A 24,134-nucleotide genomic window follows, 5' to 3' on the forward strand; every position below is an offset into this window, starting at 1 on the left:
CGGCGCCACGCTGCCGGTGTAGCGCTGCACCCATTGCGCGGCCGGGCTGGGCAGCGCGGTAGGCGCCGGCTGCGCCAGCACCGACTGCAGCGGCCACACGGCCACCAGGGCCGCGGCCAGCGGGCTCAGGTGGGCAGACAGGCGGCGGCGTGACAGGTGGCGGGCCATGGGGTGCAGCAGATGGAAAGCGTGGAGGGGAAGGCGCGGTGCGGGCTCAGAACTGCGTCAGCAGCCGCACATGCAGCCGGGCGCCGCCGTCGGGCGTGGCGGTGGTGCGCTTGTGGGGCCAGGCCACATCGAGCTCGGCCTGCGTGGTGGTGGCCAGCTTCAGCCGCAGGCCCAGACCGCTGCCCAGCAGCGGCACCCGGCCGGGCTGGCCGGGGAAGGGATCGATGGTGGTGGCTCGGGCCGCGTCCAGAAAGGCCAGCAGCGCGATCTCGTGCGCGCTGGGCAGGGGCTTGCCTTCGGCGCTGGTGCTGCCCAGGAGGTTGGGGCTGCGCCATTCCAGGCTGCCCAGCAGCGCATGGTCGCCTGCGACTTCGGCTTCCAGGTAGCCGCGCACCGTCTCGGCACCGCCCAGGCTGTACTGCTCGCCCGAGACCAGCGGCTGGCTGGCCAGTTGCCAGCCCAGCCGGCCGCTGAGCAGGCCGCCGGCCAGCGGCAGGCTGTGGCGCACGTCGCCACGCCAGTAGGCAAAGCCACCATCGGCGCCGTTGCGGCTGCACTGGAACTGGTCGATGGCGCCGACGTTGCCGTCCGACGTGCAGGCGATGCTGCGCATCAGCAACGCCTTCACGCCGAAGTTGAAGCTGGTGTTGACGCTGGTCTGGCCCCAGTCGCTGCCCCACTGGCCGTTGTAGCCCAGCTGCATCGGCACATAACGCAGCGGGTTGGTCACGGCGTTGAGGTCGGCGATGTCGGTGCGCTGGTCCAGCCGCTTGTAGTCGGCCCCCAGCACCAGGCTGTGGTAGCCGGTGGCGCTGGCAAAGCTGCGCAGCCATCGAAGGCCCAGCGTGGTGCCCTTGCCCAGCACCGACACCGCGCCCACCGGCTCCAGCAGGCTGTCGGACACCACCAGGTAGCCCACCAGCGTGTCGGCGGCCGACAGCGGCACCGTGTAGTTGGCCACCAGCACCTTCGATTCGCTGGGCTCCTGCGGCGCCGTGATGGCGGTGAGCGACAGACCATGGTCGCGCTGGAACAGGTTGTCGTAGCGCAGCGTGGCCGACAGCCGGGCCGAGGTGGTGCCTGCGGCATGCCGGTTGGTCAGTTCCACGTTGCCCGACAGCGGCAGCTGGTCGGCCACCTTCAGCTCGGCTTCCACGGTGCCGGGGTCGCGGCCGGGCCGCAGCACCGGCTGCAGCTGTCGCTCGGGCCGCTGCAGCTGGGCCACCTGCTGCTGCACCGCATTGAAGTTGGGCACCTGGCCCTCGGCCAGCGCGGGCACGCGCTCGCGGATCATGCCCTGGCTGTAGTAGCGCGAGCCGGTCACGCGCAGCCGGTCCACCCGGCCTTCGGTCACACGCAGCCGCACCACGCCGCCATCGACCCGCTGTTCGGGCACGTCGACGAACACGGTCAGGTAGCCGGCCTGCTGATAGGCACGCTCCAGCGCCTCGCCGGCCTTGACCACATCGGCCAGCTCGCGCGATTCGCCCATGAAGGGCATCACCGCCTTCTCGAGGGTGGTGACGGGCAGCACCGTGTTGCCCTCCACCTCGAACTCGAGGATGGCAAAGCGCGGCGCGGGCTCGGGGGCGGCGGCTGGGGCGGGCTGGGCCGCTGCGGGCAGGGCCAAGCCGGCCAGCAGCAGGGCGGCCGCGCAGGTGCGCGAAGCGGAAAGGGCGTGCAGGAGTCTCACCGAAGCAGTGTCTGAAGCGGGGGTTGAGGGGGCATGACCCGCCCCCCCTTCGGCATGGGCCGAACGGCTTATGCGCGGGTTCGGCGGCGTGCCGCGGCGGCGGCCACGGCAGCGGCGCCCACGGCCATCAAGGCCACGCTGGCAGGCTCGGGCACCGGGGCCGTCACGGCGTCCAGCGTCACGGCGCCCAGGCTCACCGGCCGGCTGGCGATGGTGGCCCGGCCTTCGGTGGCCAGCGCGGCCACGCCGGCCAGCGCGGTGACGCGAAAGCCGCCATTGAGCTCGGTGCGGCCCACGCTGGCGGCGAAGGCCCGCTGCGCCGCGCTGGGGCCGGTGGTGAAGAGGGAGTAGCTGAGGATGTAGCGCCCGTCGAGGATGTCCAGACCCCAGTAGCCGTCGTTGGTCAGGTTGTCGAACTCGTCAACGATGACGGGGGCGGTGATTTCCGCGGTGTCGGCCTGGCTCTGCAGGTGGTAGAACCAGGACGAGCGGCCCACCGGGTTGGTGAGGTCGATGCCGGCCGCGGCGCTCATGCGCCAGGGTTGGGTGGGCCCGTCCACATAGCCTTGCTGGCCTTCGACGGTGTAGCTGCTGCCGTTGTAGGCGAAGTTGTCGGGCCGCGCACCGGGGCCACGCGCGCCGTGGAAGTTGAGGGCGTTGCTGGCGTCGTTGTTCAAATCGCTGAAATACACCGCCATGGACGATTGCGCATCGGCCATGTACTCCATGCTGGGCCGGGCCAAAAGCTGGCTGTAGGCCTGGCTCGTCTGACCCTGGATGGTGGTGGCGCGCAGCGTGGTCACCACGCTCACGTCGCCCGGATCGGTGCCGAAGCCGGTCACGCTCACGCCGGCCACGAACCACAGCAGCCGCTCCTTGGCGGTGCCAGGCTGCACGAACCTGGCCAGCGCGCGGTCGTTGGCCGGGTCCAGGGTCCAGAAGCGCTGGTAGCCGGCATCGGTCTGCGCCACGTCCAGGAAGCTGGCCATGGCCACGCCGGTGTCGTAGGTGTATGAAGCCTTGGCCACCGGGTCCCAGATGGTCAGCACCAATTCGGCGGGAAAGCCGTCGCCGTCCTGCGGCAGGCCGATCGAGGCGAGTGCCGGAACGGTGGTGGCCGCCAGCACGGCAGCGGCCAGCAGGCGTTGGCGCAGCGCCTGGGTGGCGCGAGGGGCGGTGTGTGAGCGCGGCATGGGGATGGCCTTCGTGAAATGCAAAGGCCGGGGTTCTGCATGGCAGAACCCCGGCACGCCCCGCAGGGCGAGGGTCTTACTTGACGATGCGCAGCGGCGAGGCGCTGTTGTTGGCCAGGCGGGAGACGCGCGAGCCGAACAGCGCGGCGTCACCCGTGGCGTCGACGTAGGCGCCGGTGTAGGTGGACGGCGGCGACATCACGCCTTGCTGCGTGTTGGAGTCCGTCGCGGCCAGCGACGAGGGCTTGCCCAGGTTGCTGCGCAGCGCGCTCAGGAAGGCGGCCTTTTCGCTGCCGGCCGGCACCACGCTCTTGTTCCACTGCATCGTGGCTTCGAACACGAACGGATAGTCGCCGGCCTTGGCCAGGGTGCGCACCGGGGCCGCGCCGTCCAGCTTGACGAAGCGGTAGCCCTTGTCGCCACCGTCGCGCAGCGGGTTGTTCTCGCGGCCCAGCACGCCCAGGCCGTAGGCAATGCCGTCACCGTCGGCGGCTTCTTCCACGCTGTTGATGGTGTCGCTGGCCGAGACCTTGCCCAGGCCATCTTCCACGTTGCCGGTGCCGGCGCCTTCCTGCACCACCACGCCGGCGCCCGTGACACGGTGCACCACCGTCGGGTTGCCAGCACTGCCCGCCACGTTCAGCGGCGTCAGGGCGCCTGCGTCGCTGCTGCCGTTGTTCAGGAAGAACACGTTGGAGGCGGCCTGCGTGCCCGAGCCTTCGGTGCGACGGACGATGTTAAGCGTCTTGGTCATCACGTTCGGGTCGACGCTGGTCGGGATCACGATGTTCCAGCCGCGCTTGTTGACCGCGTTGCCGGCACCGCCGCTGAGCGAGCCCGACAGCGCGGCGCGCACGAACTCGGTGGGCAACGAGGGGATGGTGGCCAGCGTGGCGGCGGTCCAGGTGTTCTGGTCGGCCGGCACGTCGATCATCTGGCCGCCCACGGGGATGATGCCCTGGGCCATCTGCAGCGCGCGGTAGGCCTTCTTGTTCACGGCCACGCCGAAGATGCCTTGCACCAGCGGCGCCACGTCCAGGCCGTTCAGCTGCTCGGCGGTCAGCGCGGGCGTGCCGGTGGGCAGGTTCACGCTCTTTTGCAGCAGGGCGGGTTCCACGTCGGACAGGCCGGCGTCGGACACGCGCTTCTCGATGCCGCCGCACAGGTAAGGCGCAGCCACGGTGCCGGCACCGGCGGTGCAGCTGGCGCTGCTGACCACCATGTGGTCGATCGCGGTGGCAGTGGCCACCGGGTTCACGCCCTGGCCCGAGCCGCCCTGGTCACGCTTGTAGATGATGACCGGGGTGCCGGCACCCCAGGCACCGACGGCCTGGTTGAGCACGCCGGCGTAGGCGCGGTGGTTGTTGCCCGCCGCGTCGTTCTGGTAGCGGTGCATGTTGTTCAGGATTTCGCCGGCATAGGCGGCGAAGGACAGGCGCAGGGCCGAGGCACCGGCGACGTTCACTTCCTTCAGCGAGCCGTTGGCGCGAGCGGCGTCCACTTCGGCAGGCGTCAGGGCGTGGGCGGAGCCGATGGCGGCCAGCAGGGCGGCCGCGGCGATGGTGTGCAGACGGTTCATGAATACTCTCCTCTTGGCACGGGCGGACAGGGCTCCGCCGAGCCAGGCCCATCAGGGCCCGGCCGGTGGAACCGGTGGGGGAAAGAACGGGGGCTGCGGCCTTGCGCCGCAGCGTGCGCGATCAGCCGCGGCGACGACGGGCCAGGGCGGCCACGCCGGCCAGGCCGGCCAGCATCAGGGCGTAGGTGCCGGGTTCCGGCACGGCGGCCACGGTGTAGCTCAGCGTGCTGCCGTCGAAGGTGGCCGTGCCGGCCAGCTTGGTGGCCAGGGCCGGGGCATACGGGTCGTAATCAACCACGGTCAGCACCCACACGTTGGCGGTGGCGCCGAGGCCGTTGTCGATGAACAGGCCCGGGGGGCCGAACAGGTTCTCGTCCTTGTAGAAGGCCGGGGTGCCCTTGGGGTTGTAGCTGTCACCGTTGACGGCGTTGTCCAGCGTGTGGGTGCCGGTCTGGTTGATCTCACCGGCGTAGGTGCCGGCGTTGGGGCCGATGGCGTTGACGGTGATGCTGTCCGTCTTCGGGGTCAGGTTGTCCTTCGACGTGACGAGCAGGCGGTAGTCGCCGGGTTCACCGAAGCCATCGGTGTCGGTGGCCACCAGGCCCCAACGGGTGGCCGAGTTGTTGGGGTTGGCGTTCAGGAACTTGGTCCATTCGCCACCCAGCACCGAGCGCGAGAAGCTCGTGCCCGGGGCGTTGGTTTGCAGGTCGTTCAGCGTGACGCCGGTGTCCAGCGCGTAGCTGCCGTTTTCGTTCCACACCAGCATGAACAGCTCGGCGTCGTCGTAGGTGGCGATCGACGCGAAGGCGCTGGGCAGCGCGATGGCCAGGCCGAGGGCGGCCGCGAGTTTCTTCAGTTTCATGGAATCCTCCTTAGGGAACGTATGGATGGTCAGTGGCCGCAACCAGGGCAGCGGCACCGCACGCAGGCCCCGAAGGGCCGTTGCGGGTGTCGCCGCCTAAAGGTCGACCGCTGGCATCGGCGGGTCCGTGAGAACGGACTGCGTTGCGGCGGAGGCATCGGGCGGGGCTGCTTGCCGGGCGGCAAAGAGCGGGCAAGCACCACTATGGCGCTCGCTCGTGAATCATCGAAGAGCGTTGGCGACTTGCCAATGAGCCGTCCGGATCATTCGATCGGCGGCAGTTCGGCGCGCAGCAGCACGTTGCGCGTGATGGCCAGGGCCACGGCCTGTGCGCGGTTGCTGGCGCCCAGCTTGCGCAGGATCTTCTGGATGTGGTTCTTGACCGTCAGCGGGCTGATGCCCAGCAGCTCACCAATCTGCTGGTTGCTCTTGCCTTCGCGCACCCAGCCCAGGATCTGGCGTTCCCGCTCGGTCACGGTGGCCACCTGCCCGGGGCGCGACTGGGTCGGCGGCGGCTGGTTGTTCATCTCCTGCTCGGTGGCCTGCACCCGCAGGAAGGTGGCATGCAGGTGGGGCAGCAGCAGCTCCAGGTGCAGCACCCGCTCGGGGCCGATGGGCTGGCCGGGCTGCGCAAAGACGAAGAAGCTTTCCAGCTCGGCCGGCCGCTGCGGGCGTGAGACGCCATGCACGATGACCGCGCCCAGCGCCGGGCCGGCGGCCAGCGGCAGCCCGGGATCGTTCAGGTCCACCACCACCGCGCGGCCACGGGCTTCCATCCAGCGGCCCACCAGGCCCAGCATCAGCGGCGATCGGGCATCGGCCAGCAGGTGCAGCACGGGATCGGGCAGCATGGTGCTTTGAAAGACCTCGAAGGCCAGCTCGCGGCGGCCGCGGTGGTAGGCGCCGCAGGCGGCCACCGTGTGTGGCAGCAGCGCATGCAGCTGGGTCTGCAACCAGACGAAGAACTGGTAGCGTCTTCGCACCTGCGCCGATGTTTCGATGGCGCGCACGAGGGATTCGGCGTGGCGCGGCGTCAGGAGCACCGAGTCGTCCATGTAATGCATGTGGAGCGCGAGTGTCGAAACGTTGCAGTTTGTTCGCCGAACATGACCGGCCGTCGTGCGTGATGCGCCGGATGGACTAAGGGGCATCCCGAGGACGGGGGGTCGTGGCGGCGGATGGCATGGTCCGAACGGCCCATGCGCCGGCCGCCTGATTCACGGCCGCGGCAAACGCGCTGCGTAGATTGGCCGCATGCGCCATTCAGACCATTCCCCTCATGCCCGCCGGCTTCGCCGCTTGGCCCTGCCGCTGCTGCTGGCCGGCCTGCCCTTGTTCGTGGCTGCTGCGGCCCCGGCCGACACACCCACCGCGCCGCGTGCCGCGCGCGAGCAGCGCATGGACGTGATGCCGTCCGACGCCCGCTTCGGCCAGCAGTGGTGGCTGCAGGCGGTGGCCGCCGGCAACACCGGCGCCGCCGGCCTGATCAAGGCCTGGGACCGCTCCACCGGCGCGCCTGTCTCGGGCAGCGGCCCGGTGGTAGCCGTGCTCGACTCGGGCATCACCGCCCACCCCGAGCTGGATGCGCGCCGGCTGCCCGGCTACGACTTCGTGAGCGATGCGGTGTATGCCGGCGACGGCAACGGCCGCGACAACGACCCCACCGACCCCGGCGATGCCATCACCACCGCCGAGCGGCTGGCCAACCCCACGGCTTTCAGCGGCTGCCCCGATGCGCCGTTTTCCAGCTGGCACGGCACTGTGATCGCTGGGCAGGTGGCGGCGGTGAGCAACAACGTTGAAGGCGTGGCCGCGGCCAACTGGAACGGCCGCTTCCTGCCGGTGCGGGTGGCGGGCAAGTGCGGCGCGGCGGTGGCCGACATCATCGACGGCCTGCGCTGGGCCGCCGGCCTGCCGGTGGCTGGGGTGCCGGCCAATGCCAACCCCGCCCGCATCATCTTGCTGGGCTATGGCGCGCCCGAGGCCTGCGACCTGGCCAGCACCAATGCCGAGGTGGCCCGCGTGGCGCGCCTGTACACCGACGCGCTGGCCGAGGTGCGCGCCGCCGGTGCGCTGGTGATTGCCGCGGCCGGCAACCTGCGCAGCGGCGTGGCGCGGCCGGCCAGCTGCACCGGCGCCTTTGCGGTGACCTCGCTCAACCGCGAGGGCTACAAGGCCAACTACGCCAACTTCGGCCCGCAGGTGGCGCTGGCCACGCCGGGCGGCGACATGGCCGCGGGCAACACCTGCGACGAAGAGCTGGCCGATGCCGGCATCGTCTCCACCGGCAACCTGGGCGAAACGACGGTTGGCGCGGCCGGCTACGTGGCCGCTTCAGGCAGCAGCTTCGCCGGCCCGGTGGTGGGTGGCACCGCGGCGCTGATGCTGGCGGTGAACCCCGCATTGACCGTGGCCGAGCTGACCGACGGCCTGACCCGCAGCGCCCGCCCGCATGTGCAGGTGCCGCTGCTGGGCAGCTGCAGCAGCACGCTGCCGGGCCGCTGCACCTGCACCACCAGCACCTGCGGCGCCGGTGTGCTGGACGCCGACCAAGCCCTGGTGTTTGCCGCCGCGCCGCGCAGCTACGCAGCGCCGGCCCGCAGCGCGCCCACGCTGGACGACACCCGCCTGCGCACCTGCGCGCAGAAGCTGGGCCTGCCGGTGCCGCCGTCTGGCGGTGCCAGCCAGCCTCAACCCACGCCGACCCCCACGCCCACGCCCACGCCGGACACCGGCGGTGGTGGCAGTGGTGGCAGTGGTGGCGGTGGCATGGGCACCGATGCCGGCCTCGGCCTGCTGGCCGCCTGCGCGGCGCTGCGTGCGCTGCAGGCTCAGCGCCGCCGCCGCAGGTAGCCGATGGCCGCCAGGCCGAAGGCCAGCATCAGGTAGGTCGAAGGCTCGGGCACGGCTGCGATGCTGCCCGGGCCGTTGATGCTGTTGTCGAACAGGCCGCTGGCTGCCACGCCGGTGGTCACCAGCGTGTAGCGCACGCCCGCCGTCAGCCCCCAGGAAAAGCCCGACTGGCCGATGGTGGTGCCGCCCAGGTCGTCGTTGGCGACCAGCGCGCCGGTCAGCGGCATGCCGGGGTTGAAGGTCGGGGCGTACAAGACCAGGAAGTTGTCCCAGCCGCCCTCCGCGGTGCTGAGGAAGCTGTAGAAGCCGGTGCTGCCGACGGTGAACTCGAACGCGCTGTACGTGTCCATGTCCGCCATCGGCACATAGTCCAGCGTTTCCACCGGTCGGTTGAAGGTGGCACCGCCAACGGTGGTGCCGCTGTAATCCAGCGTGGCGGCCAGCGCCGCGGGGCCGGCCAGCAGCAAGGCGGCGGCCAGCGCCAGCATGGAAGGCTTGCAGTTCATGGTGTGTCTCCTGCCTGTGGGGTGTGGGGGCGTGGCGCGCTTCAGCGGCCGGCCAGCATCAGCTTGGTCAGCTCGCGCATCGAGGCCACCAGCCGGTCCACGTCCTGCGTGGAATGGAAGAGGTGGGTGGAGATGCGCAGCGGGTGGTGGGCAGCGGTGGAGCCGGGCACCGGCACCGCGGTGTTGCGGATGACGATGCCGTACTGCGTGCGCATGCGCTCGACGAAGGTGCTGGACTGCGCCGATTCGGCGGTGGCCGCTGAGGTGCCCGCGGCCAGCGCCAGCGAAGGGCCATGGAAGGGGTTGAACGAGGTCAGCGCCGACACCAGCTCGGGGTCGTTCATCGGCGAGTACAGCTTGGCCGTGCCCCACACCTGCGCGATCTTCTGCTTGAGGTAGGCCGACAGCGCCAGGTCGTGCGCCTCGATGGCGGCGCGGCCGATCTGGTCCCAGTAGGTGCAGCACTCGCTCAGCACCTTGAGCATCGGGTAGTTGGGGTTGCCGATGCTCTGCACCTTGGAGCCGATCTGGTAGCTGGCCGCATTGGCCGTGGTGCGCGGCCCGGTGAGCGCGGTGTTGTTGGTGTTGGTGGGCCAGAAGTTGAACAGCGGCCGCGGGTTGAAGCTGCTGACCCGGTTGCGGATGTAGAGGATGCCGGTGCCCCCCGGCCCGCATTGCCACTTGTGGCCCGAGCAGCCCCAGAAGTCGATGCCCGTCTCGTGGAACTTGATGTTGAACATGCCGGTGGCGTGCGCGCCGTCGACGATGGTCATGATGTTGTTCTGCTGGGCCAGCATCGCCAGCCGCTTGTAGGGCAGCATGGTGCCCGTCAGGTACGTGGGCGCCGAGAACACGAAGGCCTTGGTCCTGGCCGTGATGGCCGCGGCGAACAGGTTCACGTAGTCCTGCGCGGTCTGGTTGTTGCCCACCGGCAGCTCCACCCGCTTGATCACCACGCCCTTGCGCCAGGCCAGCAGGTTCATCGGGCCGTTGCCGCCCGGGTGCTCATGGTTGGTGGTGATGATCTCGTCGCCGGCGTTCAGCTCCACCCCGGCCAGGATCTTGTTCATCCCGTCGGTGGTGTTGTAGGTCATCACCAGCTCTTCGGTCTCGCAGCCGAAGCCCGGGGCGATGGCCTCGCGCATCGGCGTGGTGCCGCCCAGCGTCTCGCGCGGGTTGCGCGCCACCTCGCGGTTGTAGTCGTCGAAGGCCTTGAGCAGGTGGATGGGCGTGGAACCGGTGGTGCCCACGTTCATGTACAGGATGGCGGGGTCGAGCGCAAAGGCCGGTTGCGGCTCGCCCATCACATGGTTGGTGGTGGCCGCAAAGGCCTGCGGGCTGACCAGCGGCAAGCTGCCCGCGGCCAGCGTGCCGGCGCCCGCGCCCACCAGCTTGAAGAACTGCCGCCGCCCGGCTTCGGGCTGCAGGGCGTGCGTGAGCGGATCGTGATGCTCTGACATGAGGCTTCCTTCCGTACTGCATGGAGAGAAACGGGCGCAAAGCGGCGCCCGACGCGTGGGAACGCTCGGTCAGCAAGTCAGAAAAAACGGTGGGCCGCGCCGCGTGGCGGGCCCGGTGCGCGGGGGCCTGCGGCTAGCGCGCCGCCACCGCGGAGATCTCCACCGCGACGTCGCGCGGCAGGCGAGCCACCTGCACCGTGGCGCGGGCGGGCGGCTTGTCCTTGAAGTAGGTCGCGTAGACGGCATTCATCTTCGCGAAGTCGTTCAGGTCCTTCATGAACACGTGGGTCAGCACCACGTCGTCCAGCGTCATGCCGTTGGCGGCCAGCACCGCCTTCAGGTTGTCCAGCACCAGACGCGTCTGGTCTTCGATGGAGCCGGTGTTCAGCTGGTTGGTCTTGGGGTCGATCGGGATCTGCCCCGCCAGGTACAGCGTGTTGCCATGCTTGATGGCCTGCGAGTAGGGGCCGATGGCGGCCGGTGCATCCGGGCTGGCCACCACCTGCTTGCCCCCCATCGGGGGCGCGGCGCAGGCCGTCATCAGCAGGGTGGCAATGCAGGCAAGCGCGCCGCGGGTGGCGCGATGGGCGTAGGGCATGAACCTGTCTCCTGGCTGGGTGGGCCCGGTGGGCGGCACCGCTGTTGTGGTTGCACCTCTAGGGTGCAAATTCACTCTATCCATGCACCTGTTGAATGCAAAGCCTGTGTAAACCCGTAAGGTTTCGATGTAAAGCGCGCTGCGCCGTGCACCGGCGTTGTGCATTTGGATACAGCACATGGCAGCAAGGGCAAAACGCTTGTCATGCGGCCTCTGCCGAATGGGCTAGGGGCGAATCGCCCTCAAGCCCGATGCGCCATCGGCGGCGCCTGCTTACGCTGCACGGGCTCAACCCCCATCGCCGCACGCGCGGCACTGCCAGGAGACCCGCATGGGCACCATCACCACACCGGACGGCACCGAGATCTTCTTCAAGGACTGGGGCCCGAAGAGCGCCCAGCCCATCATGTTCCACCACGGCTGGCCGCTGTCTTCCGACGACTGGGACACGCAGATGCTGTTCTTCGTGCAGCGCGGCTTCCGCGTCGTGGCGCACGACCGCCGCGGCCATGGCCGCAGTGCCCAGGTGCCCGAGGGCCATGACATGGACCACTACGCGGCCGATGCCTTCGCGGTGGCCGAGCATCTGGACCTGCGCAACGCGGTGCACATCGGCCACTCCACCGGCGGTGGCGAAGTGGCGCGCTACGTGGCCCGCCATGGCGAGCCTGCCGGCCGCGTGGCCAAGGCGGTGCTGGTGTCGGCCGTGCCGCCCATCATGCTCAAGACCGCGGCGTACCCGGGTGGACTGCCGATGGAGGTGTTCGACGGCTTTCGCGCGGGCGTGGCCGGCAACCGCGCGCAGATGTTTTTAGACGTGGCCGCCGGCCCGTTCTACGGCTTCAACCGCCCGGGCGCCCAGGTGCATGAAGGCGTGGTCCGCAACTGGTGGCGCCAGGGCATGATGGGCAGCGCCAAGGCCCATTACGACGGCATCAAGGCCTTCTCGGAAACCGACCAGACCGAAGACCTGAAGGCCATCTCGGTGCCTACGCTGGTGATGCATGGCGAGGACGACCAGATCGTGCCGATCGACAACTCGGCGCGGCTGTCGGTCAAGCTGCTGAAGAACGGCACGCTCAAGACCTACCCCGGCTTTTCACACGGCATGCTCACCGTCAATGCCGAGGTGATCAACGCCGACCTGCTGGCCTTCATCCAGGCTTGATGCGGGTCGCCGCGGGCGCGGCGGTCAATCCAGCATCCAGTGCACGCCGCCCAGCACCGTGATGTCGTAGAACTCGTCGCGCCAGGCCGGAAACAGGTGCGAGCTGAGGAAGCTCTGCGGCAGGATCGGGAAGCTGCCGGCGTCGCTGCGCAGGCTGGTGTCCTGGCCGGTGCGGCCCAGCATCGACGACGAGTGGTATTCCAGGTCGGGGTGGTAGCCCATCACCGTCAACGACTCATGCAGGCTGTGGCAGCCGCCGCCCACCAGGTAGCCGATGATGGCCAGGCAGTACTGCTTGAGGTCTTCGCCGCCCAGGTTGCCGAAGGTCATGGCCGAAGCCAGCAGGGTGCCGGTGGTGCCTGAGGGCCCCGCGCCGAACAGCTCGCGCCGGGTGTCCAGGTCGCGCCAGTAGCTGATGGCCGAGAACTTGGTGCGCACCGTCTGCGCATCGCGCGCACGCCGGTCGTAGGCGGGCGCCTTGCGCTGGTACATGTCGACGCCGCGCTTGTGCTCCTGCACGAGCCCGATCGAGGCGCTGCCGGCGGGCAGCATGCCGCCTTCCTTGCTGGGCGTGGCCTTGATGCCGCCCAGGCGACCGCGGCCCGGCGCGAAGTCGGTCTTGCCGTGCTTGCGGTTCTCGGCGCTCTGCGGGTCGTCGTCGTGGAACAGCTCGCCCGGGGCTTCGGCGCGGAACAGCTCGGTCCACTTGCGGTAGACCTTGATGAGCGAACCGTTGGGCTCGTACTTGGCCAGCAGCTTGCTGGGCACGTTGTCGTGGATGTTCATCAGCCCGGCCAGCGGCTTGCCCTGCGTCAGCGCGTCGATCGCGTCCCACCACACCTTGGCCTGCGCCATGCTGCCGCTGGGCACCTTGTCGGAAAAGCGGCCGAAGGACATGTAGCTCAGACCGTAGGCGTACTTGCCGACGCTGGCCTGATAGTCGGCACGGATGCTGTCGTCGCGCTGCGCGGTGTCCGTCAGGAACTGGCGGATGCCGGCCGACACCTTGGCCACGCCGCGCTCGCTCAGGCCCAGGTGGTTGAGCGCGATCATGCCCAGCCTGGACTGGCACAGCGCGCGCCGCTGGCGGCCTTCGGTGGCACCGTAGTGCCGCAGCCCGGCCTTGCCCGGCGGCTTGCGCCAGTCGTAGCTGCTGCTCACCTTGAACTGCGCGTACACCACGCGTCCGTCGGGCGTCAGCGCCCAGGGCATGTAGCTCTCTTCGCGCGTGCGGGGCAAGGGCCCGGTACGTACCGCATAACCGGCCGAAGCCGCATCGTCTCGGATCAGGAACTCGGCCATGGCAACGTCTCCGCCTGTGCGGCGGGCATCTTAAGCGTCGGGCGTTGCAGGCCGGCGCGACGCAGAGCCGCGGCCGCTGCGTCGGCCTGGGCCGGCTAGCCCGCGCGCTGGGCGCCCAACACCTGCACCCCATGCCCCTCGTGCTTGGCCGCGCGCTTGGCGGCGGCGGCGGCGTTGGCCACGCCGTCGCTGCGGCGGTAGTCGCCGGGCTGCACGGGCACAGCGCCGATGCACAGCGTGGTGCAGGGGTGGAAACGCATCACGCCGTGGCGGTCTTCGGCGTGCAGGCCGCCGGCGGCCAGGGCTTCGGCGTCGAAGAGGTCGCGGGCGCGCAGGTTGAACTCGGCCACGATGGCCTCGCAGCGCTGCAGCCAGTCGGCGCTCTGGAACACCACGATGAAGTCGTCGCCGCCCACGTGGCCGACGAAGTCGCGCTGCGGGTCGGCATGGGCGGTGATCACCTGCGCCACCATGCGGATCATCTCGTCGCCGCGCCAGTAGCCGTACTGGTCGTTGAAAGGCTTGAAGTGGTTCAGGTCGGCATAGCAGGCCGCGAATTCGCAGCCGCCGTCCAGCAGGCGGTCGATGTGGTCGCTGATCGGGATGTTGCCGGGCAGGAAGGTCAGCGGGTTGGCATGGCGCGCGGCCTCGATGCGCGCTTCGGTCACCGCCCGCACCAGCTGGTCGCCGGTGCCCAGGCCGCGGTAGCGCCCGCCTTCGGTCACGATGAAGCCCTCGGTCAGGTAGCGCTGGTCGGCCGAGGTGAGCACCGAGGTGAGTTCGGCAATGCCGGTGTGGATGTCCACGCACAGCGGGCTGGTGTTGCCGTGCATGGTGGCCGGCCGGCGCGCATACAGCTCGCGGAAGTAGGGCTGCGCATAGGCATGGATGAACTGCTGGCGGTTGAGCAGCGCCACCGGCCGTTCGTCTTCCACCACCGCGATGGCATGCAGCGCGGGGTCGGCCTGGAAGCGCGCGAACACCTCGTCGTGGGTGATGGCCGACGACACCGGCGGCAGCGGCCGGCACAGCTTGGCCGCGGTCAGGCCGCCATGGTTGGCGGCGCGCCGGCGCTGCGGCAGCACCGCCACTTCGCGGCTGGTGAGCACGGCCAGCGCGCCGGGCAGCGGCGCCTGCGCCAGCGCGGCCTGCGGCCGCCCCAGGCCGTAGCCCTGGCCGAGGCCGATGCCCAGGTCGCGCACCACGCGCAGGTCTTCGTCGGTCTCGATGCCCTCGGCCACCAGGGCCGAGCCAAAGGTCTCGGCGATGTGCATCAGCGCGCGCAGCGTCTGCAGCTTGTCGCCGTTGCGGGCCACCTCGCGGGTGAAGTACTTGTCGATCTTGACGATCTCGGGCTTGAGCTCCGACCACAGCCGCAGGCTGGAGCGGCCATCGCCGAAGTCGTCGAGCGCAATGCCCACGCCATGGCGGCGCAGCCACAGCACCGCATGCTGCAGCCGTTCCACGTCGCGCACATGCTCATGCTCGGTGATCTCGATGACCAGCGCACTGGGCGTGACGCCGCGGCTGCGCACCACCTCCATCAGCCGCTGCGGGTCTTGCAACTCCAGCAGTTGCGTGAGGGCTGCCGCGCTGAGGTTGACGAAGAGCTTGCCCGCCGGCCGCTGGCGGCTCCAGCTCACCAGCGCGGCGCGCAGGCAGGCCAGTTCCAGCTCGATGCTGACGCCTTCGCTGCGGGCGGCGGCAAAGAGGGCGTCGGGGTGGGGCCAGGGCCCGGCGGTGGGCCGCACCAGCGCCTCATGCCCATGCAGCTGACCATCGGCCAGCGACACGATGGGCTGGAAATGCATGACCAGCGCACGCGCCTCGATCAGCGCAGCGACGGTATGGAATTCGGGCACGGCTTGGGTGGGAACAGCGCGGTTCATGCGCCGATGTGGCGCCCGCAGTGGGAAGCGGGTCGCTTCATGGCGGAACAACTCATGAGTTGCCCCGCACTATCGCCCCGGGTGGTGACCGTTTCATGACACGCCGGGCACCGCCGGCCTGTCCCGGCTCGCCTCGGATCCCACTCGGCCGGCGCGCCGATGGCGCGGTATCGTCCGGGCCCGACAAGCCCTGGCTCATCCAGGCGGCCAGATCATCCCCCCATGTCCCCACCTTCGCGTCCCTGGCCCCGCCGTCTCCTGCCCTTCGCCCAGCTCGCGCTCACCCAGGCCGCCTGGTTCGCTTGCGTCCTGGGGGCGGCCCGGGGCCAGCCGGGCGGGGGCATCGCCATCGCTGCCGGGGTGGTGGCGCTGAACTTCCTCGTGAGCGACCGGCGCCGCGCCGACGCCGCGCTGCTGCTGCTGGCGCTGGTCGTCGGCCTGGCCTGGGACACGCTGCTGCTGCGGCTGCAGGTCGTGGTCTACGCCGCGCCGGGACCGCTGGCCGGCTGGGCGCCGGGCTGGATCCTGGCGCTGTGGGCGCTGTTCGCGGTGCTGGTTCGCCAGCCGATGGCCTGGCTGCATGGCCGGCCGCTGCTGGCGGCGGCGCTGGGGGCCGTGGGCGGGCCGCTGTCGTATGCCAGCGCGGTGGCGCTGGGCGCCGGCACCTTGCCCGACCGGCCGATGGCGCTGGCGGTGCTGGCCGTGGGCTGGGCCGCCATCACGCCGGTGCTGACCGAGGCCGCACGCGCGCTGTCGGCGCGCGCTGCGGCGCCAGGCTTGCCAACTGACGAGGCCTGACGTTACATGTGACGAATTACTCGCCGTATTGCGAGTTTTTGACTGCCACCGGGCTGCCTACGCTGCCGCACCTTTTTAGTTTGGTAGGTACAGCAGGTGCACTCTTCGTTGAATCACGTCTTCCGCGTCGTCTGGAATGAAGCCCGTGGATGTTGGTTGGCCGTGGCAGAACACTGCCCGGGTCGGGGCAAGTCTTCCAGCAGCAAGGCGGTGGCAGCCGTGGTGCTGGCGGCCGGCGGTGTCGCCGCGCATGGCCAGGTGGCCCTGGTCGATGGGCACGGCGGCACCGGCTGCAACGTGATGGTGACGGGCGCCAACTGCAGCCTGCCCAACAGCAACGCGATCTTCACCAACTTCTACACCCAGGGCGGCGCCGGCAGCGGCGGCGGCGCGGGCCTGGGCGGCGTGTTCTTCGTCAACTCGGGCGCTTCACTGTCGCTGGACAACGTGTCGTTCCAGCGCAATGCGGTCAAGGGCGGCGAGGGCGGCAGCACGCCCGACGTGAACATCAGCGGCGCCACGTTGTCGCTGGTGGAAAAGACGGCCGACGTCACCTCGGTCACCGCCTTCCAGGTCAAGCCCACCATCGTCAGCGTGGGCGGGCAGCTCAAGGTCACGGGCGTCACGCTGGGCTCGGCCAACCCGCTGCTCAAGGCCGATGGCCAGGTGTCGGTGGGCGGCTCCACCGGCGTCATCGACACGGTCTCGGGCACCACCGTCACCTTCAAGGACAGCGTCGCGATCTCCAACGATGCGATCAAGACGCTGGGCAGCGCCAACTACGGTCTGGGCGCCACCACCATCAGCAGCGCCAACTTCGCGGGCCTGGCCAACTCCGACATCGCCACCGGCATGACGGTGGTGGGCGCAGGCATCGCCGATGGCACCACCATCACCGCCGTCACCCGCGACGCCAACAACGCGGTGACCTCCATCACCCTGAGCAACGGCACCACGCAGGCCGGCGCCGGTGCGCAGCTGAGCCTGGTCAACGTCACCAGCTTCCAGGCTTCGCAGTTCACGAAGCCGACCAGCCTGCTGCCCAACCAGCTGAAGATGTCGGCCACCGGCCTGGGTCTGGCCGTGGGCATGACGCTGAGCGGCGACGGTGTGCCCGCGGGCACCCAGGTGGTGGACATCCAGGGCGACGTGGTCACGCTGTCGCAGGCCATCACCGGCTTGAGCTTCACCGGCAGCCTGCCGATTGGCACCGTGGGTGGCAACCAGATCCAGCTGGCCATGGCCGACAGCCGCTTCACCGTGGGCACGGCCATCTCGGGCACCGGCATTCCGGCCGGCACCACCATCACCGCGGTGGATGCGCAGACGGGCAAGCTCACGCTGAGCAGCAACCTCACCGCCATCCCCGACGAACTGAGCACCAAGAGCATCCTGGCCCAGACCGGCACCACGCTGGTGCTCAAGAGTGCCAGCGGCCTGCAGGTGGGCATGAACCTGGAAGGCGACGGCATCCCCGACGGCACCCGCATCGTCTCGATCAACGGCAACACCGTGACGCTGAGCGCCGCGCCCAGCGCGCCGGTCACCGGCTTCCTGGCCAGCTCGGCCTTCAGCACCGGTGGCTCGATGAACAGCATCGGCACCACCGGCGCCACCGGCCGCAATGGCGGCAACGGCACCAATGCGCGCAGCAGCGTGGTGTGGATCACCGACGGCGAAGGCCGCAGCGGCACCAACGGCGGCAATGCCAATTCGGGCGCCACCGGCGGCGTGGGTGGCCGCGGCGGCAATGGCGGCAGCGGCAGCGCGGGCGCGCCGTTCAACTACGGCCTGACCTTCGCGATGCTGAACGCCACCAAGACGGCGGTGGCCGACACGGCGGCTGCCGCCGGTGCGCTGGCCACCTTCCCGCCCAATGCGGTGCTGTCGGCCGCGCACGTGATCGCGGCCGGCGTGGCCTATGTGGACCTGGGCGTGTCCATCGCCAACCTGGTGCTGTGGGGCATCGACCTCGGCCAGGGCCTGGCCGGCCGTGGCGGTGACGGCGGTGCCGGTGGCCGTGGCGGCAACGGCAGCACCTTCTACGGCGGTGGCGCCGGCGGCAACGGCGGCGCGGGCGGCAACGGCGCGCTGTCGGGCACTGACGGTGGCGCGGGCGGCGACGGCGGCAGCGGCGGTGCAGGCGGCTTCGGCGCGGGCGGTGGCTCGGGCGGTGCCGGCGGCAACGGCGGCAGCACCGGCAATGCCATCGACGGCGGCGGCGGCGCGGGCGGCGTGGCCGGCTTCGGCGGCGGCGTGGGCAGCGACGGCGACGGCCTGTACGGCGGCGGCGGCTCGGGCTATGGCGGCGCGATCTTCGTGCGCAATGGCGGCACGCTGCGCATCACCGGCAATGCGCTCTTCAGCGACAACACCACGCTGGCGGGCTCCAGCAACAACGGCGGCGCATCGGGCCAGGCGGCCGGCTCCGACATCTTCATGATGAAGGGCTCGGACGTGACGCTGGCCCCGGGCGCGGGCAAGACCATCCGCATCGAAGGCCAGATCGCCGACGACAGCGCGGCCAGCATCGGCAGCGGCAGTGCCGCCGCGGGCGCGGGCGCCAACCTGCGCATCGCCGGTGGCGGCCTGGTGCAGCTGGCCGGCCAGAACACCTATTCGGGCAAGACCATCCTCGAAGGCGGCACGGTGGAAACCGTGCTGGGCCAGGGCATCCATGCGGCCAGCTCGGTGGTGTTCAACGGCCAGGGCCAGATCGGTTCGCTCTCACCGCATGCCAATGCCGGCGTGCTGCTGCTGGGCGAGAACGTGATCCAGCGCGCCGGTGCCACCGTGCCCGGCCAGTTCGTCTGGAGCGGTGCGGGCGGCTTTGCGGCCGGCACCACCGCGGGCATCACCGTGGAGATGGGCCGCACCGCGGGCAATGCGGCGCAAACGCTGCAGTGGGGCAGCAACTACCTGTCCACCAACTCGACGCTGGTGTTCGGCTCCGAGTACGGCCTGGGCTCGGTGTTCTTCAAGAACGACATCAACCTGTCCGGGCAGACCGGCAACGTGGTGGTGTACGACAGCCAGCAGGTGGTGGACGCCGCCGCGGTGCGCGACGCGGCCTATTTCAACGGCAAGCTGACCAACGGCTCGCTGCGGGTGGGAAGCGCCGGCTACGACGGCACGCTGTACCTGACGGCGCAGAACGAGCTGAGCGCCATCACCGTCAACAGCGGCGTGGTGAGCACGCTGGCCGACGACGGCAGCGCCCCGGGCCGCGCCCTGCGCAGCAGCGGCGGCAGCATCGCGGTCAACGGCGGCACGCTGGTGCTGGCCGGTGCCGAAAAGGCCACCAGCCTGAACGTGGCGGCCGGCGGCCAGCTGGTCACGGCCGGTGCCTTTGAAGCCGCCACGGTGGACAACCGCGGCGTCAGCTCGATGGCCGGCGCCAACACGCTGGGCAACGTGGCCAACCGCGCCAACGCGGCGCTCAACCTGCTGGGCGCCACCACGGTGGCCGGCAGCATCAGCAACGAAGCCGGTGCCACGCTGAACCAGCTGGAAGCCGTGCAGGCCGGCGCCGTGCTCAACAACGGCACCTGGGCCGTGGACGGCGACCGCAGCCTGACCACGCCCACCGTGGCCGGCAACGGCAGCTTCGTGCTGGCGCAGGAAGGCAGCCGCCTCACGCTCAACCTGGGCAGCGACTCGCAGTTCGACGGCACGGTGCAAGGCGCGGGTGCGCTGGTCAAGGCCGGCAACAGCACGCTGTCGCTCAGCGGCGCCAGCACCCACACCGGCGGCACCACGGTGCAGGCCGGCACGCTGGACACCAGCGCGGGCGGCACGCTGGCCGACACCGGCGCCATCACCGTGGCTGCCGGCGCGCGCTTCGTCGCGGGCACGGCCGACACCGTGGGCGCGGTGACCAACCGCGGCACCGTGGAGCTGAACGCTTCGCACACCGTGGCCTCGCTGACCAACGCCGACGGCGGCACGCTGCAGCAGCGCACCGTGCTCACCAGCACCGGCAGCCTGGACAACCAGGCCGGCGGCACGATCAACCAGTCGGCCGACATCAGCGCCGACGTGGTGGCCAACAGCGGTACCTTGAACGTCAACGGTGACCGCAGCATCAGCACCCGCGGCCTGATCGGCGAAGCCACCGGCCGCATCAACGTCGACGCGCGGCTGACGCTGGCGCAGTCCGACAACTCGGTGTACGCCGGTGCCATCGAAGGCACGGGCGCGCTGGACAAGACCGGCGCCGGCCTGCTGGTGCTGGCCGGCACCAGCGGCCTGACCGGCGCGCTGACGGTGCAGGCCGGCAGCGTGGACGTGACCGGCAGCATCGCCAGCGGCACCGTGCAGGTGGCGCAGGGTGCGGCCATGGGCGTGGGCAGCAACGCGCTGGCCACCACCGCGCAGGTGAGCAATGCCGGCACCTTCGACGTGCGGGGCGACATCCGCGTGGCCTCGGTGGTGAACACCGGCACGCTGAACAACAGCGGCCACCTGCAGGCGGGCAGCCTGGTCAACCAGGCCGTGGTCAACACCAGCGGCGCGGTCACGGCCGACTCGGTGGTCAACAACGGCCAATGGTCGGTGGAAGGCGAGCGCCGCATCACCACCGCGGCACTCACCGGCAGCGGCAACTTCGACATGACCCAGGCCAGCGCGCAGCTGGTGGTGGATCAGTCGGGCGACTCCAGCTTCGACGGCGTGTTCAGCGGCCAGGGCAGCCTGGCCAAGGCGGGTGCGGGCACGCTGTCCATCAGCGGCGCCAACACCCACACCGGCGGCACCGTGGTGCGCGCCGGCACGCTGCAGACGGTGGCCGGCGGCACGCTGGCGGACACTGGCGCGGTGGTGGTGGATGCGGGCGCGGCCTTCAAGGCCAACACCGCCGACACCATCGGCGCCGTGTCCAACAGCGGCACGCTGGAGATCAACGCGGCGCACACCGTGGCCTCGCTGGCCAATGCCGAAGGCGGCAGCGCCTTCGTCAACGCCGCGCTCGCCAGCGCCGGCAATGTGGCCAACCTGGCCGGCGGCACGCTGAACCAGTCGGCCGACGTGACGGCGGCTGCGGTGGGCAACAGTGGCACCTGGCACGTGCTGGGCCAACGCAGCATCACCACCGGTGCGCTGGTGGGCGATGCCAGCGGCCGCCTGGTGCTGGGCACCGCGGCCGACAGCCTGATGCTCACGCAAAGCGGCAATGCCAGCTATGCCGGTGCCATCGAAGGCGCGGGCACGCTGAACAAGCGCGGCGCCGGCACCCTGGTGCTGGCCGGCAACAGCAGCCACACCGGCGCGCTGAACGTGCAGGCCGGTGCGCTGGAGGTGACGGGCCAGACCGCCGCCAGCAGCGTGCAGGTCTCGCGCGGCGCCAGCCTGGCCGTGGCCGGCAGTGCGCTGGCCGCCAACGCCACGCTGGGCAACGACGGCACGCTGGACGTGCGGGCCGACAACCGGGTGGGTGCCTTCGTCAACAGCGGCACCGTCAACGGCGCCGGCAAGCTGACGGCCGATACCTATTCGCTGAACGATGGCAGCGTGATCAACGCCAACCTGGGTGCGGGCACGCTCATCACGCAGGGCAAGGTGCTGCTCAACGCCACCAGCGATGCGGCGGTGGTCAACGTGCTGGCCGACAGCCTGCTGACCCTGGGCGGTGTCGATCGCCTGTCGCGCCAGGCGGCGTTGACGGTGGAAGGCAAGTTGCTGCTGGGCAACGGCGACCAGACGGTGCGCACGCTGGCCGGCGCGGGCAGCGTCGACATGCAGGCCTACCACCTGGTGGTGACCAACGGCGGCACCTTCACCGGCACGCTGACCAGCTCGGGCGGCAGCTCGCTGTCGGCCAACGGCGGTGCGCTCAGCCTTACGGGTGCCAGCTCGGTGCAGACGCAGGCGCTGGACCTGAGCGGCGGCAGCTCCTTGAGCATGGCCGCGGGCTCGGCCCTGAGCACCGGCAATGCCACGGTGGAATCCGGCAGCACGCTGCGCATCGCCGACAGCGCGACCTTCCAGTACCAGACCCTGAGCGGCCGCGGCACGGTGGAAGCCAGCCACTTTGCCAATGCCAACGGCGCCAAGGTGGCGGGTGCGCTCACCTTCACCGGTGACTTCGCCAACCAGGGCCAGCTGGCGCCGGGCTTCTCGCCGGGCACCGTGACCATCCTGGGCAACTACACCGAATCGGGCACGCTGGACCTGGAACTGGCCGGCACCACCCCGGGCACCGAGCATGACCAGGTGCGCGTGGGCGGCACCGTGACGGCCGCCGCCGGCAGCCGCCTGGTGTTCATGCCCTGGAACGGCGTGGAGCCGAAGCTGGGGCAGGTGTACCAGGTGATCGCCGATGCCAACGGCAACGGCAAGCGCATCAACGGTGCCTTCGGCCAGGTGCAGTACGACGCCGACGGCGTGGCCGGCAGCGGCACCGCCGCCGACAGTGCCGCCGTGGTGCTGGACGTGGCCACCGGCCGCGCCCTGGCCACCGGCCTGAACCGCGCGGGCAGCCAGATCACCGAACTGGGCGCCACCGACTCGCAACGTGCGGCCGTTGGCGCCTTGTTCGGCGCGGCCACGGCGCAGGTGGGGGCGCAGCAGATCGACACCGCCAAGGCGCTGGGCGCCAACGCGGCCGAGGTGCTGACCACCGCCAACGGTGTGCGCAAGCTGGTGCCCGAGTTCTACGGCGCGATGGCCGATTACGGCTTCACCGCATCGACCACGTTGTCCCGCCTGCTGGTGCAACGCGCCGGTGCCGAGTTCGGCCTGCGCCCGCTGCAGCGCGGCGGCTTCTATGCCGCAGTGCAGAGCGACAGCGCCAAGCCGGGCGACGACGCCAAGCTGCGCCGCAGCGAGTTCGTGCTGGGTGGCGACTGGCAGCTGACGCCTTCGTTCGCCCTGGGTGCCGCGCTGGTCTCCAGCCATGGCAGCCTGGACGGCGAGTACGGCAGCGGCGACGTCAAGGGCGAAGCCTTCCGCCTGTATGCCAAGGGCAACCTGGGCGAGCGCCTGACGGTGCTGGGCGGCATCGGCCACGGCAGCTACCGCTACGACCTGAAGCGCGCGGCGGTGGTGGGCGAAGCCCGCGGCGACACCGACGGCGGCGGCACCACGGCCAACTTCGGCTTGGTGTACGAGGCCTTCCAGGGCCGCGAAGTGACGGCACGGCCGTACCTGAGCGTGGACTGGGGCAGCTTCGACGTCGACGGCTTTGCCGAGACCGGCTCCAGCCACCGCCTGGTGATGGACGACTACCGCACCCGCCGCACCACGGCCACCGTGGGCAGCATGTTCGAGTGGAAGAGCGCGGTGGGCGGCAAGGCGACCACCGTCACCGCCGACGCCGCGCTGCGCACGGTGCTGGGTGAAGGCAACCGCACGCAGGGCGCGCGGCTGGGCATCGACACCACGGTGCAGTTCCCGGTGACCTACGAGAGCCGCAAGCGCACGCAGGCGGTGGTGGGCCTGGCCGGCAGCGTCCGCCTGAGCGATGCGGTGACGGCCGGTGCCGCCATCGACGCCGCGCTGGGCGACGGCGGCCAGACGGGCGTCAAGGCCCAGCTGAACGTGGCGTTCTGACGCACGCGCCGGCCCCGGGAGGGGCCGGCTACACCTTGAAGCCGGCCACCGACTGCGCCAGCTGTCGGGCCTGCTGGCTCAATCGTTCTGCAGCCGCCGCGCTCTCTTCCACGAGCGCGGCGTTCTGCTGGGTGGTCTCGTCCATCTGCGAGACGGCCTGGCCCACCTGCACCACGCCGCCGCTTTGCTCGCGGCTGGCCACGCTGATCTCGCCCACGATGTCGCTGACACGGCGGATCGCGTCGACGATCTGCTGCATCGTGGCGCCGGCCCGGTCGGCCTTGACGGTGCCGGCGGCCACACGTTCCACGCTGGACTGGATGAGTTCGCGGATCTCGCGCGCGGCTTCCGCGCTGCGCTTGGCCAGGCCACGCACCTCGCCGGCCACCACCGCAAAGCCACGGCCTTGTTCACCGGCACGCGCGGCTTCCACCGCGGCATTGAGCGCCAGGATGTTGGTCTGGAAAGCGATGCCGTCGATGGTGCCGATGATGTCGGCAATGCGCCTGGACGAGTC

Annotated in this window: 15 protein-coding genes; 4 read left to right on the plus strand and 11 right to left on the minus strand. The window is 70.4% G+C overall.

Translation table 11 applies throughout. The annotated features are described in order from the left end of the window. Positions 1–214: 214 nt before the first annotated feature. The 5 genes from ABNT58_RS27865 to ABNT58_RS27885 form a co-directional block, all read right to left on the minus strand. The gene (locus ABNT58_RS27865) at positions 215–1,861 is read right to left on the minus strand and encodes a POTRA domain-containing protein (RefSeq protein WP_348756624.1); all 1,647 of its coding nucleotides are present in this window, start codon (positions 1,859–1,861) and stop codon (positions 215–217) included. A gap of 68 nt (positions 1,862–1,929) precedes the next feature. Then, positions 1,930–3,054 carry a PEP-CTERM sorting domain-containing protein gene (locus ABNT58_RS27870; protein WP_348756625.1) on the minus strand — a complete coding sequence of 375 codons (1,125 nt, stop codon included), beginning with the start codon at positions 3,052–3,054 and terminating at the stop codon, positions 1,930–1,932. A 76-nt stretch (positions 3,055–3,130) separates the two neighbouring features. Further along, positions 3,131–4,633, minus strand: coding sequence for a hypothetical protein (locus ABNT58_RS27875; protein WP_348756626.1), 1,503 nt, complete (start codon positions 4,631–4,633; stop codon positions 3,131–3,133). A 121-nt stretch (positions 4,634–4,754) separates the two neighbouring features. Next, a complete protein-coding gene (locus tag ABNT58_RS27880) occupies positions 4,755–5,495 on the minus strand; it encodes a PEP-CTERM sorting domain-containing protein (RefSeq protein ID WP_348756627.1) in 741 nt (246 codons plus the stop codon). Positions 5,496–5,758: 263 nt separating this feature from the next. Next, on the minus strand, positions 5,759–6,550 hold the full coding sequence (locus ABNT58_RS27885) for a LuxR C-terminal-related transcriptional regulator (protein WP_348756628.1): 792 nt from the start codon (positions 6,548–6,550) through the stop codon (positions 5,759–5,761). Between the two features lie 244 nt (positions 6,551–6,794). Here ABNT58_RS27885 and ABNT58_RS27890 point away from each other — a divergent pair, with 244 nt between their 5' ends. Further along, positions 6,795–8,348, plus strand: coding sequence for a S8 family serine peptidase (locus ABNT58_RS27890; RefSeq protein WP_348756629.1), 1,554 nt, complete (start codon positions 6,795–6,797; stop codon positions 8,346–8,348). On the opposite strand, the gene ABNT58_RS27895 is transcribed toward ABNT58_RS27890, so the two are convergent. The 3 genes from ABNT58_RS27895 to ABNT58_RS27905 form a co-directional block, all read right to left on the minus strand. After that, entirely contained in the window at positions 8,327–8,854 is a 528-nt protein-coding gene (locus tag ABNT58_RS27895; RefSeq protein WP_348756630.1) for a PEP-CTERM sorting domain-containing protein, read from the minus strand. The two genes, ABNT58_RS27890 and ABNT58_RS27895, sit on opposite strands and share 22 nt — an antisense overlap. 41 nt (positions 8,855–8,895) lie before the next feature. After that, entirely contained in the window at positions 8,896–10,314 is a 1,419-nt protein-coding gene (locus tag ABNT58_RS27900) for an aminotransferase class V-fold PLP-dependent enzyme (protein ID WP_348756631.1), read from the minus strand. Positions 10,315–10,447: 133 nt separating this feature from the next. Beyond that, entirely contained in the window at positions 10,448–10,912 is a 465-nt protein-coding gene (locus ABNT58_RS27905) for a RidA family protein (RefSeq protein ID WP_348756632.1), read from the minus strand. A 331-nt stretch (positions 10,913–11,243) separates the two neighbouring features. Here ABNT58_RS27905 and ABNT58_RS27910 point away from each other — a divergent pair, with 331 nt between their 5' ends. Further along, the gene (locus tag ABNT58_RS27910; RefSeq protein WP_348756633.1) at positions 11,244–12,080 is read left to right on the plus strand and encodes an alpha/beta hydrolase; all 837 of its coding nucleotides are present in this window, start codon (positions 11,244–11,246) and stop codon (positions 12,078–12,080) included. 24 nt (positions 12,081–12,104) lie between these two features. Here ABNT58_RS27910 and ABNT58_RS27915 read toward each other — a convergent pair whose 3' ends face one another. Then, positions 12,105–13,382 (minus strand): hypothetical protein, encoded by a 1,278-nt coding sequence (locus ABNT58_RS27915; protein WP_348756634.1) that lies wholly within the window; start codon positions 13,380–13,382, stop codon positions 12,105–12,107. Between the two features lie 95 nt (positions 13,383–13,477). Beyond that, a complete protein-coding gene (locus tag ABNT58_RS27920; RefSeq protein WP_348756635.1) occupies positions 13,478–15,271 on the minus strand; it encodes a phosphodiesterase in 1,794 nt (597 codons plus the stop codon). 222 nt (positions 15,272–15,493) lie between these two features. Here ABNT58_RS27920 and ABNT58_RS27925 point away from each other — a divergent pair, with 222 nt between their 5' ends. Together ABNT58_RS27925 and ABNT58_RS27930 are read left to right on the plus strand one after the other, a co-directional pair. Then, positions 15,494–16,069, plus strand: a complete 576-nt coding sequence (locus tag ABNT58_RS27925; protein WP_348756636.1) for a DUF2878 domain-containing protein — start codon at positions 15,494–15,496, stop codon at positions 16,067–16,069. A 96-nt stretch (positions 16,070–16,165) separates the two neighbouring features. After that, complete coding sequence (locus ABNT58_RS27930) at positions 16,166–23,617, plus strand: autotransporter-associated beta strand repeat-containing protein (RefSeq protein WP_348756637.1); 7,452 nt, start codon at positions 16,166–16,168, stop codon at positions 23,615–23,617. Between the two features lie 28 nt (positions 23,618–23,645). Here the strand turns inward: ABNT58_RS27930 and ABNT58_RS27935 are convergent. Then, a partial coding sequence (locus ABNT58_RS27935; protein ID WP_348756638.1) for a methyl-accepting chemotaxis protein occupies positions 23,646–24,134 on the minus strand: 489 nt, incomplete at its 5' end.

It is taken from the genome of uncultured Aquincola sp. (assembly GCF_964001545.1).
Lineage (GTDB): Bacteria > Pseudomonadota > Gammaproteobacteria > Burkholderiales > Burkholderiaceae_C > Aquincola.

Bases quoted from the DNA above. Each gene is read 5' to 3' on its own strand.
- ABNT58_RS27870 (WP_348756625.1), bottom strand. From the start codon at position 3,054: ATGCCGCGCTCACACACCGCCCCTCGCGCCACCCAGGCGCTGCGCCAA.
- ABNT58_RS27875 (WP_348756626.1), bottom strand. From the start codon at position 4,633: ATGAACCGTCTGCACACCATCGCCGCGGCCGCCCTGCTGGCCGCCATC.
- ABNT58_RS27880 (WP_348756627.1), bottom strand. From the start codon at position 5,495: ATGAAACTGAAGAAACTCGCGGCCGCCCTCGGCCTGGCCATCGCGCTG.
- ABNT58_RS27885 (WP_348756628.1), bottom strand. From the start codon at position 6,550: ATGGACGACTCGGTGCTCCTGACGCCGCGCCACGCCGAATCCCTCGTG.
- ABNT58_RS27895 (WP_348756630.1), bottom strand. From the start codon at position 8,854: ATGAACTGCAAGCCTTCCATGCTGGCGCTGGCCGCCGCCTTGCTGCTG.
- ABNT58_RS27900 (WP_348756631.1), bottom strand. From the start codon at position 10,314: ATGTCAGAGCATCACGATCCGCTCACGCACGCCCTGCAGCCCGAAGCC.
- ABNT58_RS27905 (WP_348756632.1), bottom strand. From the start codon at position 10,912: ATGCCCTACGCCCATCGCGCCACCCGCGGCGCGCTTGCCTGCATTGCC.
- ABNT58_RS27910 (WP_348756633.1), top strand. From the start codon at position 11,244: ATGGGCACCATCACCACACCGGACGGCACCGAGATCTTCTTCAAGGAC.
- ABNT58_RS27915 (WP_348756634.1), bottom strand. From the start codon at position 13,382: ATGGCCGAGTTCCTGATCCGAGACGATGCGGCTTCGGCCGGTTATGCG.
- ABNT58_RS27920 (WP_348756635.1), bottom strand. From the start codon at position 15,271: ATGAACCGCGCTGTTCCCACCCAAGCCGTGCCCGAATTCCATACCGTC.
- ABNT58_RS27925 (WP_348756636.1), top strand. From the start codon at position 15,494: ATGTCCCCACCTTCGCGTCCCTGGCCCCGCCGTCTCCTGCCCTTCGCC.